The organism is Pseudomonas sp. FW305-7 (genome assembly GCF_058786735.1).
The window spans coordinates 122,524-140,852 of the sequence record NZ_JBYSZA010000017.1 but is presented as its reverse complement, the minus strand read 5'-3'; the positions used below and the strand labels follow the sequence as shown (position 1 = coordinate 140,852).

At 57.8% G+C, this 18,329-nt stretch carries 15 protein-coding genes; 7 read left to right on the top strand and 8 right to left on the bottom strand.

What is annotated here, in order from left to right:
- From AC3WMT_RS20115 to AC3WMT_RS20095, 5 genes are all read right to left on the bottom strand, one after another.
- Positions 1 to 909, bottom strand: a 909-nt coding sequence (locus AC3WMT_RS20115; protein ID WP_492577921.1) for a hypothetical protein, incomplete at its 3' end; no start/stop codon positions are given.
- A gap of 140 nt (positions 910 to 1,049) precedes the next feature.
- Positions 1,050 to 2,114: a hypothetical protein gene (locus AC3WMT_RS20110; RefSeq protein ID WP_103303076.1), complete on the bottom strand. Its 1,065-nt coding sequence runs from the start codon at positions 2,112 to 2,114 to the stop codon at positions 1,050 to 1,052.
- Positions 2,111 to 5,839 (bottom strand): toxin VasX, encoded by a 3,729-nt coding sequence (locus AC3WMT_RS20105; protein ID WP_103303075.1) that lies wholly within the window; start codon positions 5,837 to 5,839, stop codon positions 2,111 to 2,113. Before AC3WMT_RS20105 ends, AC3WMT_RS20110 begins: the two co-directional genes overlap by 4 nt.
- Positions 5,836 to 6,531: a DUF4123 domain-containing protein gene (locus AC3WMT_RS20100; RefSeq protein ID WP_158249165.1), complete on the bottom strand. Its 696-nt coding sequence runs from the start codon at positions 6,529 to 6,531 to the stop codon at positions 5,836 to 5,838. Before AC3WMT_RS20100 ends, AC3WMT_RS20105 begins: the two co-directional genes overlap by 4 nt.
- On the bottom strand, positions 6,528 to 8,594 hold the full coding sequence (locus AC3WMT_RS20095) for a type VI secretion system Vgr family protein (protein ID WP_103303073.1): 2,067 nt from the start codon (positions 8,592 to 8,594) through the stop codon (positions 6,528 to 6,530). Before AC3WMT_RS20095 ends, AC3WMT_RS20100 begins: the two co-directional genes overlap by 4 nt.
- A gap of 251 nt (positions 8,595 to 8,845) precedes the next feature.
- Here AC3WMT_RS20095 and prfB point away from each other — a divergent pair.
- The 7 genes from prfB to AC3WMT_RS20060 all read left to right on the top strand — a co-directional run bounded on the left by prfB (position 8,846) and on the right by AC3WMT_RS20060 (position 15,807).
- A protein-coding gene (prfB, locus tag AC3WMT_RS20090; protein ID WP_098967418.1) for a peptide chain release factor 2 occupies positions 8,846 to 9,941 on the top strand; the annotation gives its coding sequence in 2 pieces (ribosomal slippage) (positions 8,846 to 8,917 and positions 8,919 to 9,941; 1,095 coding nt in all).
- A 111-nt stretch (positions 9,942 to 10,052) separates the two neighbouring features.
- Positions 10,053 to 11,555 carry a lysine--tRNA ligase gene (gene lysS / locus AC3WMT_RS20085; protein ID WP_103303072.1) on the top strand — a complete coding sequence of 501 codons (1,503 nt, stop codon included), beginning with the start codon at positions 10,053 to 10,055 and terminating at the stop codon, positions 11,553 to 11,555.
- 105 nt (positions 11,556 to 11,660) lie between these two features.
- Positions 11,661 to 12,374, top strand: coding sequence for a TetR/AcrR family transcriptional regulator (locus tag AC3WMT_RS20080; RefSeq protein WP_103303071.1), 714 nt, complete (start codon positions 11,661 to 11,663; stop codon positions 12,372 to 12,374).
- Between the two features lie 155 nt (positions 12,375 to 12,529).
- Positions 12,530 to 13,084, top strand: coding sequence for a hypothetical protein (locus tag AC3WMT_RS20075; RefSeq protein WP_103303070.1), 555 nt, complete (start codon positions 12,530 to 12,532; stop codon positions 13,082 to 13,084).
- Positions 13,085 to 13,116: 32 nt separating this feature from the next.
- A complete protein-coding gene (locus tag AC3WMT_RS20070; protein WP_103303069.1) occupies positions 13,117 to 14,394 on the top strand; it encodes a flavohemoglobin expression-modulating QEGLA motif protein in 1,278 nt (425 codons plus the stop codon).
- Positions 14,395 to 14,575: 181 nt separating this feature from the next.
- Entirely contained in the window at positions 14,576 to 15,481 is a 906-nt protein-coding gene (locus tag AC3WMT_RS20065; RefSeq protein ID WP_103303068.1) for an alpha/beta hydrolase, read from the top strand.
- Positions 15,478 to 15,807 carry a PA3694 family proteiin gene (locus tag AC3WMT_RS20060; protein WP_103303067.1) on the top strand — a complete coding sequence of 110 codons (330 nt, stop codon included), beginning with the start codon at positions 15,478 to 15,480 and terminating at the stop codon, positions 15,805 to 15,807. The genes AC3WMT_RS20065 and AC3WMT_RS20060 overlap by 4 nt, the downstream gene beginning before the upstream one ends.
- Positions 15,808 to 16,329: 522 nt before the next feature.
- Here the strand turns inward: AC3WMT_RS20060 and lptF are convergent.
- From lptF to AC3WMT_RS20045, 3 genes are all read right to left on the bottom strand, one after another.
- The gene (gene lptF / locus AC3WMT_RS20055) at positions 16,330 to 17,118 is read right to left on the bottom strand and encodes a lipotoxin F family OmpA-related lipoprotein LptF (RefSeq protein ID WP_016983302.1); all 789 of its coding nucleotides are present in this window, start codon (positions 17,116 to 17,118) and stop codon (positions 16,330 to 16,332) included.
- 55 nt (positions 17,119 to 17,173) lie between these two features.
- The gene (locus AC3WMT_RS20050; RefSeq protein WP_103303066.1) at positions 17,174 to 17,578 is read right to left on the bottom strand and encodes a DUF4398 domain-containing protein; all 405 of its coding nucleotides are present in this window, start codon (positions 17,576 to 17,578) and stop codon (positions 17,174 to 17,176) included.
- A gap of 366 nt (positions 17,579 to 17,944) precedes the next feature.
- Positions 17,945 to 18,289 (bottom strand): pilin assembly protein, encoded by a 345-nt coding sequence (locus AC3WMT_RS20045; protein ID WP_103303065.1) that lies wholly within the window; start codon positions 18,287 to 18,289, stop codon positions 17,945 to 17,947.
- Between the last annotated feature and the right edge of the window lie 40 nt (positions 18,290 to 18,329).

The following is an 18,329-nucleotide window of genomic DNA, read 5'->3' as shown; positions in this document are numbered from 1 at the left end:
TTCGGCGGTGGTGGGGTCGAGGTGGCGGTATTCCTCGTATTGCGGCAGGTCGGGCAGGGGGCGGCTGACGTCCATGTAGTTCTGGATGAAATCCCACAGGGCGCACGCGGGTTGAGTCTCGGGGGCGGGACAGAGCAGCGCGCCGAAGTTGATCATGATGTTGCGGTAGCGATGGGCGAGGTAGAGCACATTCATCGGCATGCCCTGACTGTCCGGGGACGTGGCGATGTAGGCGTCGAACTCGTAGAAGGGGGCGGTGAGTTCTCCGATGGTGCCGTTCTTTTTATATTCACCGTTGTTTTTGTAGTCGAAGACAGTGACTAGCCCGGTGCGGCGGTTGAGTTCCCAGATCGGGCCTCGGGAGGGTTTTAGCCAGAGGCTGGGGAAGTGTTTTATGACGATTGAGCCGATTGCCCAGGATAGGAGTGGTACGCCGAGAAGCCAAGAGAATAGTTGAATAAATATAGTTTTGGTTGTTTCCCATATGGGCTCGTGGTCTATGGAAATAACCGCGAAATAGGCAGGTATGCTGACAATGAAAAGTAGGAAGAACATAAATCGTCCCCCTCCAGACATATACATCCAGAAGTGGGAGCTTGCGGGAAGAAGGGCAAATCTGAACCTTTCGTGGTTATCCCTAATATGGAAGTCAATAAATTCATCCTGACTGGCGGTATAGGGGGTTGTGGCGATTTTTTCTTCACGTTCTTTCTTGAATCCTTCATGAAGACGAAGTTTTTCTGGTGTGAATTTTTCAAGAATATTTACAGGTATTAGTTTATCTGCGTTACCCCAAGGCAGTCTGACCTTGGCGAAACGTATAATCCACGGACGGCCAGTCGAGGGTTCTTGTTGCGGAACCTCATTCGTCCCGTAAGCAGTCTGGGCGTACCACGATTCATCATTCATTAATTACTATTCCGCGATTTATTTGTAATCTCATCTGCCCATTAAAGTTTGCCTTCACCGCCGAACTCCCGTTTTTTGTGGGACTCGCCAAACGACGTGCCATCCTTGGGCGGTGGCGCGTGAAAGTGCCCGCACTCCCATCAATCGACATACGTCACATACCTCGCCATCAGGTTTGGCCGCTGAAACGTGTCGATGTTGTTCACGCGTTGATGCATCTCCCTGACTACCTGTTTGAACTTTGCATCGTCCATGTCGATCCAGAAACGCGGGTTGCGGCCGGTGAGGCGGTCGTATTCGGCGGTGGTGGGGTCGAGGTGGCGGTATTCCTCGTATTGCGGCAGGTCGGGCAGGGGGCGGCTGACGTCCATGTAGTTCTGGATGAAATCCCACAGGGCGCACGCGGGTTGAGTCTCGGGGCCGGGGCAGAGCAGCGCGCCGAAGTTGATCATGATGTTGCGGTAGCGATGGGCGAGGTAGAGCACATTCATCGGCATGCCCTGACTGTCCGGGGACGTGGCGATGTAGGCGTCGAACTCGTAGAAGGGTGCGGTGAGTTCACCGATGGTGCCGTTCTTTTTATATTCACCGTTGTTTTTGTAGTCGAAGACGGTGACCAGCCCGGTGCGGCGGTTGAGTTCCCAGAGCGGGCCTCGGGAGGGTTTTAGCCAGAGGCTGGGGAAGTGTTTTATGACGATTGAGCCGATTGCCCAGCATAGAAGTGGTACGCCGAGAAACCAGGAGTAGTACTCGATAAATGAGTTCTTAGTGAATTCCCACCAACTTTCATCTACCAACAAAGTTAATGAGATGTGTCCGGGAATGCTAAATATAAAACATATGTAAAAAATCCATTTGCCCAAAAGATTCATGTATAACCAGAAGTGGGAACTAGCGGGAAGAAGTGCGTACCTGAAGCGCTCATGATTATCCCTTATGTGAAAGTCTATAAGTTCGTATAGGGGCGGTGCGTAGGCGCTTGTGGTGAAATTTTCTTCACGCTTTTTCTTGAGGTCGTCATGAAGACGAAGTTTTTTTGGTGTGAATTTTTCAAGGATGTTTACAGGTATCAGTTCATCCGCATTACCCCAAGGCAGTCTGATTTTGGCGAAACGCATTATCCACGGACGTCCAGCCGAGGGTTCTTGTTGCGGGACTTCATTCGCCCCGTAAGCAGCCTTGGCGTACCACGATTGATCAGTCATGAATCACTATTCCGCGATTTATTTGTAATCTCATCTGCCCAGAAAAGTTTACCCTCACCGTCAAATGTTGGTTTTTTGTGGAACTCGCTAAATGGTGTGCCATCCTTTGGTGGTGGAGCAGGAAAGTACCAGATTTGATTTTTCTGTTCTAGTACACATTGTGCTCTTACTTGCCACTGTTGTGAGGTGCCAGATAATCCTGTTACCAAATCGAAGGCGTAATTAGATGGGGTTTCGAAAAACAGTTCCAGTCCCTGCGGTAACAGCCTTTGTGCTTTAGGTTGGGCAAGTTGGCTGTTGAGCAGCTTTGTGAACGGCACGGTTTCGCTTTTAATGCGACCGCCTCTGACTTCAAATGTGTTGAGCCGGCAGTGGGCGTTGATGTTGAGCGTACCTAAGTTTGAAACTAAACCCGGTAAGTTACTTTCAATTCGAATGCAGGTGTTGGATGAGGTCACCTGAAACGGCGTTTTAGCGTGAATGTCCATTTTGGCATTGGGGATGAATTCGGGGTTGGAGCCCACGTTAATGCGAATATCGGCGAACAAACTGATCAAGTAATAAAAGCCGCTCTGTGGATCTAGCAGGTGAGCATTGCCCGAATGAGCTTGCGTGCCGAAAGGGCCGTTGACCAGCCATTCTTCGATAGGTTTGTCGGTCAGCCACCATGCAGTTCCGGCGCCGATCACGATCAATATCAGCGCTACCCACCCTGCCGGGCCAAGACCAAGGAAGGTGACGGTGGTGACAATCATGCCGCTGAGAGCGCTGAAGACTCCACCCACTGCCATCATCAAATATGCCCAGCTCGCGTTATCGCCCCATCTGTAGGCATACCAGGCGTCTGTCAGGCAAATGGCCGCAAGAATTAATCCAGATCCTATTTGAGCAAATATTCGCCCGGTAAACTCCTTGGCTAAATACTCTGCGGCTAGAGCACCTAAGGTTTTTTTCGCTGCGTCCTTTGAAATAGTAAAAAGCACCTTGCGGCCAACTGCTAAAACGGATCTAGTGCCCGCAAGTTTTACCGTCAGCATCTCCAGCGCGATAACCAGATCAATGCCGGCTCCCACGAAAGATAAGCCCACACGTAATAAACCTTTCTCCTGATTTACCTGCTCCCTACCTTCCCACTCCGTCCTGACATTCCAAACCTCCAGCATCAAAACCCCAGCCGCAAAAGGCAACGAGCCCAACACGCGATGTACCCTGCTGTTCCGCAACGCCCCATGCTCATCCACCCCCCACTGCAACGTGCCTTTCACTCTCGCGTCATCCGCCCCCCGCGCTTCGACATCCTCTTTGTGCACGGCATTAATCCGCCGATTCAGCTCACTCAGACTCCGCACCGTCGAATGCCCCACCGGCATCACCAATAATTTGTAATGACCCATGCGAGAAGCGCTCGGAGTCTCGAACACGTCCGCAGCGTTCCCTGCCTTCAACGGTCGTCCCTGAGCATCCAGGTATTCCCCCATCACCCGCCGTGGTCGCTGATCTCCGGCCGGCACGTCGGACAAGCCGAAGAGGTAATACCGCTGCGGATCAGCGTCACGGCGATTGATGAAATGCATTTCGCCAAAGGTCTTGGGCATCAAACTGCGCAGCAACCCCACGCCAAGTCCGTGCAGGTAGGCGCTGGTGGGGGCGTGTGCGATCTGGGCCTTCACCGCGCCGCTGGCGGTTTCAACGGCGCCCGCGAGATTTTCATAAATGCTGACCAGCGTGCTGGCCGCCGCTTTCGATTGGCCAGTCAGTGTGCTGTTCAGGCTGCCGCTGGCCAGTAATCCTTCCAGCAAGTGCCCGTCGAGGTGTTCGAGCTGCGGGTAGTAAGGCCCCGGGTCGGTCTCGAATTCGGCGAGGTGTTCGGCGCGTAAACGGCCATCGCCCTCGTTAAGCGTTTTCTCTGTGGGCGGCACATAAGGCGCAGCCAGCGCGGCTTCATCAACGGCCGGCCAAAGCATCCCGTGCAGTGGATGCGCCGGGTCGTGGGCGATGTCGTTGAGCAATGTCTGGCCGATACTGGCCTGCGGGCTGTAGAGGCTCAAGCCGGTCAGCGCGTTGGTGACATCGCCATTTTTAGCCAGCGGATCAAGTTGTGCCGGCACGGTCGCCAGGCTGGCGAACACCTGGCTGACGGCAAACAACGCGGCGAGGTAGTCAAAGCCCTCCAGGCTCAAATGATCGGCCAGGGTTTGCTGGGTGACCGGTTGTTGCAGGCACTCGGCGAGCAGCGCCTGCGCCCTGTTCAGTTGCTGCCAGAGCAGCGCGCGTTCTGCGGTGGCGGTGAAGCGGTTGATGTCGCGGCGGCCGGCCTCTTTCACCTTGTCGAAGCAGGCGTGCAACGGATTTTTCTGGCCACCGATGCTCGCTGGCACGATCAGTTGCTGAACCATGACCGCGCCGGCGTGGTGCGGGTGCAGGCTGGCGCGCTCGGCATGCCGCGCCAGCAGTTGCTGTTGTTGCTGGATCTGCGAAACCAGATGCCGCACGCGGTAGCGCGGGTCTTCCAGCAGCACGCCGCACACGCGTCGTTGCCGAGCCGCTTGCAGTACGTCGACGACAGAAGGCTGGGGCTGCCAGAGATCCGTTTCATCGGCGCTCGGCGGGTTACCGCGCAATTGATCCAGCAACGTGGTGAGGCAATCGGCCCACGCGCTGCTTTCGAACGTTTCAGGCAGCGTAGGTGTGGCGCCTTGCTCCCACTGATCAAGACAGGCCTGGGCCTCGGTTTTACGCTGCGCCGCGAATTGCCCCGAGAGGTCGCAAACGTAGCGGCCCGGATGCTCAAAAACGTATTCGAAACCGCTTTGGCGTGCCCGTTGCGGGGCGATCAGCGCGACGGGAAAGGCCCGCTCGGCCAGGTTGCGCCAAGTAATGCTGGCTTTCGTCGCCGCATCGGACACTTGTGCATTCCACGCGTCGAAGCGACTGAAAGTCTCTAGCATCGCCGCACCATCGGGTTTCTGCTCGAATAGCCGTTCAAACGTCTGGCTCTCGCACAGCAGCGTTGGGCTCTGACACCGCAGAGCGCGCAACGCAGGATCTTCCTCAAGCCGCTTGATGCGCGCCGCGCTGAGCTGGATTTCGCTGAAACACATTTGCACGGCTTCGGCGGGTTGATTGTTCCAGGTCGTGGGCAGCCAGATCTCGCTGAGATCGACACCACTGGCTTGTCGGTAATCGCTGCTGAATTCCTGGCTCTGGCGAGAGGCCTGTAGGTCGATATCGCGGTAAGTCGTGAGTTCGCCGTCTTGCTGCACTTCCAGTTCGCGCCAGAGACGATCACGGTAAAACACATAGACGTAACCACTGCGACACAGCACCGGCGTGCCGAGGTCGTAGTGGCTACGAGTGCCGGGCAGGGCGGAGAACGGCAGGATCGGCACGATCTGATTGCACTGCACTTCCAGTTGGCGCGGAGTGACACGCAAGTCTTCCAGCAACGGCAGGCGAATGGGCGGGCCTTGGCGAGTAGCAATTTCCAGCCACAACTGATGCTTGAGCTGTGCCGACCAGTCCCACACAAACAATTCGCTGTGAACGCTGGTCAAGCGGTCTGTTTCGCGTACGGCTTCATCGGTCAGGGCCAGAAGAGGTTCGATGCCGGATTGATCGACGATCAGCAGGCGCTGGTTATTGCCATGTGCCGTGCCAATTACTTGAATAATCAGCTTGTCGCGTTCGCAGCCGGGGCCTCCGGTCAACTTCCCCAGGCGCGTCATGACTGGGCCTGCGTGCAATGGGCGCTCAGGAAGGCGCTGATCGCGTCGCTGTCGTCGATGCCCTGAGTCAGGGCTTGCGCCATCAACTGCGCCGCCTGCACATAGGAGTGCTGTGGATGTTGCCGCCACCAGCGATAGAGAAACTGTTCATTGCGCTGGCGCGTCAGGGCCTCTTCCTGGGCGGCGCTCAGCACCATGGCCCGGTGTGTGCGTTCGATGTGCCAGTCGTTGGCGTGGAGGTTGTTCAGTTGCTGCCAGCCAGACTCGCCTGTCGCTTGAGTGGCCCATGTCGCACCGAACCAACGCAGTTCGTTGATCGGACCGAGCCACAGGCTGAGGTCTTGCGCGGTACACGCGGCAAAAAAATAACTGGCGACGGTCGGGTTGCTGTAGCGCAGCACGCCTTTGCGTTGCTGGTCGAAGTTGACGAACAGGATCTGCCGCAAATGCGCGAGAAGCGAGGACATGTCACACGCACTTTCAATCAGCAGGCCGGGCCATTGCGCCGGGGTCTGCTCGATGGCCTGAGTGAGTATTGACTGGTTGTCGAGACGGACCAGCAGTGGGCTGTGTTCGGCGAAACCGTTGAGTGACGTGCCGGCGAACAGCTTCTGGGTGTCGGGATGTGTCGTCAGGCGATAGAGCGTTTCGAGTTGCGCAGCAGGGCGCTCGAGCAAAATCCAGGTATTCATGAGCGAGCTCCATTGCCCAAGGCTTTGCGGCATTGACAGTCGCTCAGCGGGCAGTCCATCGGCGTACCGCCGTTGGGCATCTGGCACAGTTCAATCAACGCTTCGTCGCCGAGCAGTTGCTTGAGGAGTGCGGTTGAAACGGTGTCGGGGAGAGGTGGTTCGCTCGCGTCGAGCGCCACCGGTGCGGCCGCCATCAGCGGCATTGGTGCCCCTCCTTGCTCAACCGGCACGCTGCTGAAAATGCCTGTCGCATTGATCGTGATCCAGCCGCCACCGGCCTGAATCGTGACGCTGGTGCCGCCGTCGATAACGATGCGCTGGTCGGCGCTGACGTGGACTTGCTGTTGAGCGCTCAACCGATGGTTGGTGGTGCGAATATGCCGGTCGCCATGCACCGTCAGGTGGTCGTCTTGTCTGATTTCCGTCTGTCGGTTGCCGTGGGTGATGTGTTGTTCTTCTGCGTGCAGTTCATGCCGGGCATTGCCGCCGACTACGACGCTGCACTGGTTGTCGACTTGCACCCGCTGGTCGTTCAGCACGTGTTGGACGAAATCGCGTTGGGCGCGGATGGAAATTTCCTCGGCCCCCTTGCGATCTTCCACGCGCAGTTCGTTGAAGCCTCCGCCACCAGGGCTGCTTTGGGTCTTGAAGGTGCTGCGAGTGTGTTCGGCGGGAAGGTCGAGCGCAGGGCGATTGGTGCCATTGGGCAGGCAGCCGACGATCAACGGGTTATCCGGGTCGCCCTGATAAAAACTGACGAGCACTTCCATACCGACGCGGGGGATCAGCACGCTGCCATAACGGTCGTGATCCCAGCCGCTGGCAACGCGCACCCAGCAACTGGAATGATCGTTGTGGTCGCCATCGCGGTCCCACGGGAACTGAACACGGACACGGCCATATTCGTCGCAGTGGATTTCTTCGCCAGGCGGGCCGCAGACCACGGCGCTTTGGTAGCCAGTGATGGTTTTTTTGCGGTGCACGAGCGAGGGTCGGAAAGGGGTATCCCATGGGGTCGCGAGAAAGGTGTTGCGGTAGCCTTGGGAAAAGCCGTTGCTCGGGATGCTGGTAACCGACTCTTCAAGCACTTGCGGTTGTTTCGCGGTGTGGATGACTTCGGTCAGCAACCACAGGTCGTTCCATTCCTGGCGTGGGTGGCCGGTCAACGACAGGAAGTGGCCACTGAGCAACATGGGCTGGTCGCTGCGTCCGGTGGCTTGCCGATAATCGCTGCGGTGCCGTTCAAGTGCTCGTCGGGCGCGCTGCTTGCCGTGTTCGCGGTCGGTGAATTGACCGGGAAAGCCGTAGTCTTCGAGTCGCAACGGCGAAGGATCTTTCGCAGTGCTCTCCAGTTGCAGCAAAGGCTTTTCAAAGTCGTAGTCGCGACGGGTCACGGCAGTGGGGCGGGTGTTGAACGAGAGGGTGAACGCGTTGATCACTTGCTCATCAGCGACCATCCCGCTGTCCTGAAGGTAGCTGGTGGGGCGGTGCAGCCTGGGGAAGACGGTCTGATCATCGCCGAACACCAGCACATGCCCCGCGCGGCTGTGCTCGAAGTGGTAGTGCAGGCCCTCTTCTTCGCACAGCCGCTGCAGGAAATGCAGGCAACTCTCGTCGTACTGGACGCAATAGTCTCGTGGGCGGTAGTCCGTACCGAGGGCAAATCGATAGCCATTGCGCAGGATGCCGTGGCTTTCCAGAACCTGAGCGATGATCTGCGGCACGCTGAGTTTCTGGAATATTTTCTGCTCGAAACGGTGGCCCAGCCAGGCAAGGCCGGGCATCAGGCTGATCTGGTATTGCGTCAGGCGTTTGCCGGAGTCGCCCTGGCCGACGCTGTAGATCTGGCCATGAATGCCGCTGCCGTGACGGTCAAAACCGAGAAAGGCCAGACGATGCAGAAGGCTTTCCAGGTCGAGGTCGGGGCGTTCACTGACCAGTGTCAGATCAAAGCGAAAGGGCTGGCTGATAGCTTCCTTGCCAGTGAACTCAAGGACCTGCAGGTCGTGTTCGAACCCCTCGATGTCCAGGAAGAAAGAGGCTGGGTTGGCAGGGCTGAACATCACACGTCCCTTGTGCTGATTTAGAAGGGCGGGACTGTGAATGAGTGAAAGTGCGTTGAATGCCGGGCAATTCTGTTTCTGTTGTAGGACTAGTCCTTTGCCGTGTGGGATTTTTCTGGAGAAAGTGCCTTGTGTTTGCGCCTGTAAACGCGCAATCAAGGCGTATTCAGTCCGCCAGACGGGCTGCCGTCCCAGCCTGATTACGTTATACTCGCCGGCTTTCAAAAGTTCGCCAACGAGTGCTGCCCGTCATGGAAATCAATCCGATCCTGAACACCATCAAGGACCTGTCCGAGCGCTCCGAAACTATTCGGGGGTATCTTTGACTACGATCAAAAGCATGAGCGTCTGACTGAAGTCAATCGCGAGCTTGAAGATCCGAGTGTCTGGAACAAACCTGAATACGCCCAGGAACTGGGCCGTGAGCGCTCGGCGCTGGCGCAGATCGTCGACACCCTCGACGAACTGAACGCCGGTCTGGCCGATTGCCGCGACTTGCTGGACATGGCCGTCGAAGAAAACGACGAAGGCGCAGTGGGCGATGTCGTCGCCGAACTGGCCCGTCTCGAGGAAAACCTCGCCAAGCTTGAATTCCGTCGCATGTTCAGCCACGAGATGGACCCGAACAACGCCTACCTTGACATCCAGGCCGGCTCGGGCGGCACCGAGGCCCAGGACTGGGCCAACATCCTGCTGCGCATGTACCTGCGCTGGGCTGACAAACGCGGTTTCGACGCGACCATCATGGAACTGTCGGCCGGTGAAGTCGCTGGTATCAAAGGTGCGACCGTGCACATCAAGGGCGAATACGCCTTTGGCTGGTTGCGCACCGAGATCGGCGTGCACCGTCTGGTGCGCAAGAGTCCGTTCGACTCCGGCAACCGTCGCCACACCTCGTTCTCCGCGGTTTTCGTCTCGCCAGAGATCGACGACAAAGTGGAAATCGAAATCAACCCGGCAGACCTGCGGATCGATACCTATCGTTCCTCCGGTGCCGGTGGTCAGCACGTAAACACCACCGACTCGGCCGTACGTATCACCCACGTACCGACCAACACCGTGGTCAGCTGCCAGAACGAACGTTCCCAGCACGCCAACAAGGACACCGCCATGAAAATGCTGCGGGCCAAGTTGTACGAGCAGGAGATGCAGAAACGCAACGCGGCGTCCCAGGCGCTGGAAGACACCAAGTCCGACATCGGCTGGGGTCACCAGATCCGCTCGTACGTGCTTGATGCCTCGCGCATCAAGGACCTGCGCACCAACATCGAACGCAGCGACTGCGACAAGGTGCTCGATGGCGACATCGATGAGTACCTGGAAGCCAGCCTGAAATCGGGGCTGTAAGAAATAAGCTGCAGGATCGCTGATTCAACACGATCCCTGTAGGAGTGGGCCTGCCCGCGATCCCCAGCCGCAGGCTGGGGGCAACGAACCTGTGATGGAAAATTTAAAGACATGAGCGACCAACAACTCGATCCGCAAGCCCTGCAACAGGAAGAAAACTCCCTGATCGCCCTGCGCAAGGAAAAGCTTGCTGCCGAGCGCGCCAAGGGCAATGCCTTCCCGAACGACTTCCGCCGCGAAAACTACTGCGAAGAACTGCAGAAGAAGTACGCGGACAAGACCAAGGAAGAGCTGGCAGAGGCTGCAATCCCGGTCAAGGTTGCCGGTCGCATCATGCTCAACCGTGGCTCGTTCATGGTGATTCAGGACATGACCGGCCGCATCCAGGTCTACGTCAACCGTAAAACCCTGTCCGAAGAAACCCTGGCCGCGGTGAAAACCTGGGACATGGGCGACATCATTGCTGCTGTCGGCACCCTGGCCCGTTCCGGCAAAGGCGACCTGTACGTTGAAATGACCGAAGTGCGCCTGCTGACCAAGTCGCTGCGCCCACTGCCGGACAAGCACCACGGCCTGACCGACACCGAACAGCGCTATCGTCAGCGTTACGTTGACCTGATCGTCAACGAAGAAGTGCGCCAGACGTTCCGCGTGCGTTCGCAAGTGATCGCGCACATCCGCAGCTTCCTGATGAAGCGCGACTTCCTCGAAGTCGAAACGCCGATGCTGCAGACCATCCCGGGCGGCGCCGCAGCCAAGCCGTTCGAAACCCACCACAACGCGCTGGACATGGAAATGTTCCTGCGTATCGCCCCAGAGCTGTACCTCAAGCGTCTGGTGGTTGGCGGTTTCGAGAAAGTGTTCGAGATCAACCGCAACTTCCGTAACGAAGGCGTTTCGACTCGTCACAACCCTGAATTCACCATGTTGGAGTTCTACCAGGCTTACGCCGACTACGAAGACAACATGGACCTGACCGAAGAACTGTTCCGCGAACTGGCGCAGCTGGTTCTGGGCAGCACCGACGTGCCGTACGGCGACAAGGTGTTCCACTTCGGCGAGCCGTTCGTGCGCCTGTCGGTGTTCGACTCGATCCTCAAGTACAACCCTGAGCTGACCGCCGATGACCTGAACGACATCGACAAGGCGCGCGCCATCGCCAAGAAGGCCGGCGCCAAGGTGCTGGGCTTCGAAGGTCTGGGCAAGCTGCAGGTGATGATTTTCGAAGAGCTGGTCGAGCACAAACTCGAGCAGCCGCACTTCATCACTCAGTACCCGTTCGAAGTGTCGCCGCTGGCCCGTCGCAACGACGACAACCCGAACGTCACCGACCGTTTCGAGCTGTTCATCGGTGGCCGTGAGATCGCCAACGCCTATTCCGAGTTGAACGACGCGGAAGACCAGGCCGAGCGCTTCATGGCGCAGGTGGCGGACAAGGACGCCGGCGACGACGAAGCCATGCACTACGACGCCGACTTCGTGCGCGCGCTGGAGTACGGCATGCCGCCAACGGCCGGTGAAGGTATCGGCATCGACCGTCTGGTGATGTTGCTGACCAACTCGCCGTCGATCCGCGATGTGATCCTGTTCCCGCACATGCGACCGCAAGCGTAAACGTTTCAGTTAAAAAGCCGCCTAAAACAGGCGGCTTTTTATTGCCTGTCTGGTACAAATGTATCAATTGGTTACTTTTGAAATAGCAGAGGAAGTCCTGTCGTGATGGTTGCAATCGCTCAAGAAGGTGCAGCGGGTATCGCCACTGCGGTCGCTGAAAGTGTTCAGTACCAGGGCCGCAAGGCCAGCCGACAGGGCAGCGAACAGCGTCGCCAGGATATTCTCGATGCGGCGATGCGCATCGTCGTGCGTGATGGTGTGCGCGCCGTGCGTCACCGCGCCGTGGCCGCCGAGGCCGGTGTGCCGCTGTCGGCGACCACGTACTACTTCAAGGACATCGATGACCTGCTCACCGATACCTTCGCTCAATACGTCGAACGCAGTGCGGCTTACATGGCCAAGCTGTGGATCAACAACGAAGGTCTGTTGCGTGAAATGGTCGTCAGCGGTGACGGCAGCCCCGAGTCGCGCTCACAACTGGCGGATGATATTGCGCGGTTGATGGCCGATTACGTGCATCGGCAACTGGTCAATCGTCGCGAGCATCTGATGGCCGAACAGGCCTTCCGTCAGGAAGCGCTGCTTAACCCGCGTCTGGCGATTCTGGTGCGTTCCCATCAGCAGATTCTGTTGCAGGGCACCTGCCAGTTGTTTCAGGTATTGGGCTCGCGTGAACCGCAGCAGGATGCCAAGGTGTTGACGGCGATTATCGGGCGGATGGAATATCAGGGCCTGCTCAACGATGCCGAGCCTTTGGACGAACAAGACATGCTCGGCATTCTGACGCGGTATATGCACCTCGTACTCGCGTCAGTCTGATTGGCTGCTGCATCACCCTGTGGGAGCGAGCCTGCTCGCGAAAGCGGTGTGTCAGGCAACACAGATGTTGAATGTCAGACCGTATTCGCGAGCAGGCTCGCTCCCACAGGGGACTGTAGTGATGTTCAGGGTGGTACGTTCATAGGGAGTTTTGAATGAAAGCCTGGCGTGGCGTGCTGATCGCCTTGTCGTTCCTGCTGCTCAGTGGCTGTCTGGTGACTTTCAGGGAGCCGCTGCCCGCCAGTGATCCGGCGCCCAAGGGCCTGCTCGGCAAGTGGTCGAGCATCAATGCCTGGGGCGAGCCGATGAACCTTGAACTGACCCGCGTCGGTAACGACCGCTATCAGGCCGTCACGTACTTCAAGGCCAAACCCCGCGAACGCGAAGCCTATCCGTTCACCGTGTCGCGCCATGGCAGCCGTTGGTATCTGTCAGCGAAAGTGCCGGCCCGCTACGGTGGCCATTACACCATCGCCGGGTTCGAACTCACCGACAAGCACGAACTGGTGGTGTACAACCTCGATCTCGAACAGATCAATCAAGCGATCCAGCAAAAAGCCCTCGACGGTCGGTCCTTCCAGACCGACGATGGCGACGGCGTGGAGGTCGACAGCAGCCTCGACAAGGTCTTCGCTTACCTCGATGATCCGGCTAATTCCGATGTTTTTGTTGAAGCGGCGCGCTATCAGCGCCAGGCTCGCGCCAAATAATTCACAGGTCAGGTTTTCTACAGGAGTTTCGGGTGGACGATTACCAGCAGTCGATACGCATATTGTCTGATCGCATCGTGCTGGCGCAGACGCCGATCCGCGTCCTCGATGCCGTCAAGTGGGACGAGAACATCCGCAAGGGCTTTCTCAAGGGCAAGGGCAAGGAAATGCCGGCGGTGGATCGCGACTACTACCTCAATCGGCCGCTGTCGTTCGATTCAAGCAAGGTCAAACTGGAATTCCAGAACATCGAGCGCGACATCACCCGCCAACTCGGCCAGTTCAACCCGGTCGGCCAGATCATGCGGCGCATGTGCAAGGAATACCGCATGGTGGTGCGCATGCTCGAAGCGCGCGGCACCGAGGATTTCGGCCTGATCTCGCAAGAGCTGTACGGCGCCGCGTCCGATGCGTTTCACGCCGGTGATCCGACCCTGGCCGACCTCGGCCTGATGATGTCCGACTATCTGAACAACATCGATGGCCGTGGCGATCTGAAGGACGAGCCGAAAATCCTCACCGCCAAAGATGCCGTGCATCTGTTGCAAACCCGCCTGAACAAGGTGTTCGGCGAGGCCGAGGAAACCATCCGCGTGTTCGAGTCCGACGGCATCGTTGCCGACGCGGCGGCGGGCGCCGACTACATCAAGATCCGCACCGATGCGCTGTTCAACGACCGCGATGTGCGCGCGCTGGAGGTCCACGAAGGCCTGGTCCACGTCGGCACCACACTCAACGGTCTGAACCAGCCGATCTGCACCTTCCTGTCCAAGGGCCCGCCCTCGTCGACGGTGACTCAGGAAGGCTTGGCGATTCTGATGGAAATCATCACCTTCGCCTCCTACCCGAGCCGCTTGCGCAAACTGACCAACCGTACCCGCGCCATCCACATGGTCGAGGAGGGCGCGGACTTCTTGCAGGTGTTCGAGTTCTTCCGTGAACAGGGCTTCGAAATGGCGGAAAGCTACGGCAACGCCAGTCGGGTTTTCCGTGGATCGACGCCGACCGGTCTGCCATTCACCAAAGACTTGTCCTACCTCAAGGGCTTTATCATGGTTTACAACTACATTCAGTTGGCCGTGCGTAAGGGCAAGCTTGAGCAGATTCCGCTGTTGTTCTGCGGCAAGACCACGCTGGAAGACATGCGTACCCTGCGTCAGTTGGTCGATGAGGGGCTTGTCGTGCCGCCGAAGTATCTGCCGGACCAGTTCCGCGACCTGAACGCGTTGTCGGCGTGGATGTGTTTCTCCAACTTCCTCAACCATTTGAGCCTGGACCGGATCGAAGCGGATTACTCCAATATCCTTTAACCCAAACACAATCCCCTGTGGGAGCTGCGGTTCGACGATTCGACTTGCCAGCGATTGCATTCTGTCAGTCAAAATTGATGTTGGCTGACCCACCGCCATCGCTGGCAAGCCAGCTCCCACAGGGTTATTTGTTTTTCTCTGAATCGTTTGTTTGCCAATTTCCTTCGCGAGGTTTCACCGGATGAGAATCCTCGGCATTCTTTGCCTGCTCCTGACCCTCGGCGGTTGCAGTTCGCTGTTGTTCTACCCCGAGCCCGGTCAGATCTTCACCCCGGAAAAAGCCAAACTCGAATACCGCACCGTTACCCTGACAACGGCGGACGGTTTGAAGCTCAACGCCTGGTGGCTACCGGCCAAACCGGGTGTGGAAGTCAAAGGCACGGTCCTGCACCTGCACGGCAACGGCGGCAATTTGCCGATGCACTTGGGTGGCAGTTGGTGGTTGCCGAAAAACGGCTATCAAGTGCTGCTGGTGGACTATCGCGGTTATGGCTTGTCCGAGGGTGAGCCTAGCCTGCCGGCGATTTATCAGGATATCGACGCCGCGTTCGCCTGGCTCGACAAGGCCCCGGAGGTCAAAGGCAAGCCGTTGATCCTGCTCGGCCAAAGCCTTGGCGGCGCGATGGCCGTGCATTGGCTGGTGCAGCATCCTGAGCGGCAGAAACAACTCAAAGCCTTGGTTCTTGACGGCGTGCCCGCCAGTTACCGCAGCGTCGGCCAATATGCCCTTAGCACCTCGTGGCTGACCTGGCCGTTTCAGGTACCGCTGTCGTGGCTGGTGCCGGATGGCGACAGTGCGATCAACTCGATGCCGCAGCTCAATGGCGTGCCCAAACTGATCTTCCACAGCATCGATGATCCACTGGTGCCGCTTTCCAATGGCATCCGCTTGTATCAAGCTGCGCCGCCGCCGCGTGTGCTGCAATTGACCCGTGGCGGTCATGTGCAGACTTTCGGCGACCCGATCTGGCGCCAGGTGATGCTGCGTTACCTCGACGATCCCGAGCACTTCAACGGCTTGCGCCGCCTCGGCGAAATCCCCAATTACCCGACACCCCCGAATGCTGAAGACGAGAGTCCGCAATGACTGAAGAACGTAACGCCATCCCACTGATCATCACCGGTATCTGCAGCATCCTCGGCACCGTCGGGGCGCTGTGGTACTACGGTTACCTGCATTTCGCCAAGCCTGAGGATGCGTTGCTGCTCAACGAATTCACCATGCTCAAGACGGTGCCGGGTGAGGACTACAAGGTTTCGCTCGACCCGGCACCGCAAGTGGCGCAGTGCATCGATGGCGTGCTGGTGTTGTTCGATACCGAGCAAAAGGGTTTGACCGGTGTACTGATCAATGCGCAGAAAAAAGCCGTGCGTTGCATCGGGCAGGAGACGCCGCAGAAGCTGGAGAAGTGATTCTGCAGGTTCAGCCCTCACCCTAACCCTCTCCCAGAGGGAGAGGGGACTGACCGAGCTGTCTTTCGAGTTACGCCGACCTGAAAGAGAGTGTCGACTATGGATTCGGCAAAACACTCCCAGGTCGACGCAGCTATTGAGCATCCCCCAATCGGCTCCCTCTCCCTCGGGAGAGGGGACTGACCGAGTTGTCTTTCGCTATACACCGACCTGAAAGGTTGTGTGGATTATGGATTCGGCCAAGCACTTTCAGGTCGATGTATTTCTTGAGCATCCCCCATTCAGCTCCCTCTCCCTCGGGAGAGGGGACTGACCGAGTTGTCTTTCGCTATACACCGACCTGAAAGATTGTGTCGATTATGAATTCGGCAAAGCACTTTCAGGTCGATGTACTTCTTGAGCATCCCCCATTCGGCTCCCTCTCCCTCGGGAGAGGGCTGGGGTGAGGGGCCGCGATTTCAGCTCCCACAAAAAAGCCCCGCCTGATCACTCAGGCGGGGCTTTTACATTACCAAGTAATGCTTAGTTCGAGCTGACAGCCGAACGTGGCATCACAGGCTGGTTGTCGTTGGAAATGGTCACTTCCACACGACGATTCATCGCACGGCCCGAAGCGCTGCCATTCTCGGCAACCGGATATTCCTTGCCGTAGCCTTGAGTGACGATACGCGCTGGATCAACACCCATTTTCACCAGCGCAGTGCGCACGGAGTTGGCGCGACGCTCGGACAGCGACTGGTTGTGGCTGGCGGTACCGGTGCTGTCGGTGTAACCCTCGACGATCACTTTGCGATCAGGGTTTTCCTGGAGGAATTGCGCCAGTTTGTTGATGTTCACCAGACCGCTGGATTTCAGGTCGGCACGGTCGGTGGCGAACAGCACGTCACCGAAAGTCACCAGCGTACCGCGATCGGTCTGCTTGGCGTTGAGGCTGTCCTGCAGCTGTTTGATCTGCTGATCACGAGCGTCCAGACGGGCCTGGGCACGTTGGGCAGCGGCGTTTTTCAGGTTGTTTTCAGCGGTGCGCAGAGCGATGGTCTGCTTGGCCACTTCCACACGCTGGTTCGTCAGGTAGGCCAGTTGGTCAACCTTGGCGGCGTCTTGCTTGTCCAGATAAGCCTTGTCGGCCTTGTCCAGATAATCGCTGGCGTCTTTGGTTTCCAGAGCGGCTACTTTGCTCGCTTGCGGGTTGGCTTGCAGGCCGGCGTAGTTGGTGCGTGCCTGTTCCAGATTCGGGTTAGGCGGGGTGGAGCAGGCAGCCAGGGCAACGCTTGCAGCCAGGAGAGCGGGGATCATCAGTTGCTTACGCATAATTTGTCGTCCTTTCTATCAATAAAAGTTTCAGCTTTGCGGTCGGGATGCGCGCTTACTGCACTGGGCGCTGACTTTCCTGACGCAGTTCCTGAACACCTTTCTGGGAATCCTTCACAGCCAGTTCGGCCTTGGCGGCTTGAGCCTTGCGTTCGGCTACACGAGCGTCCCACTCGGCCTGTTCGGACAGGCGACGGGCCTCGTCATACTTCTTGTCGTGCATGGCGATTTCGGCTTGTTTCAATTTGTCCTGCGCTTGCTTCATCTCGACTGCGGCGAACTCGGTACCACCGGCGCTGACCGCGCTGTTGACCGCCGATTGGGTCACAGCGTACTGCTCGGTTGGTGGGTTACCGGCGCAACCGGCCAGTACGAAGCTGGTGCCGATTGCCAGGGCCGCCAGTTTCAGACCGCGCAGGTGGGTAAACGAGGTTTGGTTTTTCATGGTCTTCAACTCCATTAGGCATCTCCTGAAAACATCTAAATCCATCCTGGTCGAGGAGCCGAAAGCGTCGTGTGAAAGCGCGTTTTTGAAACGCTCGTTCCAGGAGTGGTTACAGCTTCCGACCGGAGGCGATTTTCAAAAGTTCAGAAAAGATGGCCTATCGCCAAAAAAAACTTTGACCGAATGGACAAGGCTCTAAAGCGGGAACTTTGACGGTTTGGAGTGGTACGCGCGGGGGAATACGACGTAGTGCTACAGGAAAAATAAAGCCCCTGTGGGAGCTGGCTTGCCAGCGATGGGGCCACCGGATTCAACGCATCTTTGACTGAAGTGGCGCTATCGCGGGCAAGCCCGCTCCCACAGGTTTAACGCAATTTCGGATCAGTGTTTCTGTTTGCCGTCTGCGGCCGAGAGGTCATGTAAATGTCGGCGCGACAACGCCAGAAACCGCGGCGTCGGCCCGACGTCTTCATACAGCGGATCACCTTCCTCATCCGTCGCCACCACGGTCGACCCCTTCACATACGGCAGGCTCGCTTCGAACTCTTCGAGCGCGGCGCCAATCAGTTCGCCGAGCAGCTCTTCGGGGTGGCGTTTGGGGTACATCTCGGCAATCGCCGCCAGGCGCGCAGCCGCTTCGACATCCAGATGAATCGTGTAGCCAGTGTCGGTCAGGCGACCCTTGGCGTTTTCTTCCCAATGCTGGGCGAGTTCACGAATTTTCATAAAAACCTCATGTCGCGCCTGCGGGTGGCAGGCCTTGGTG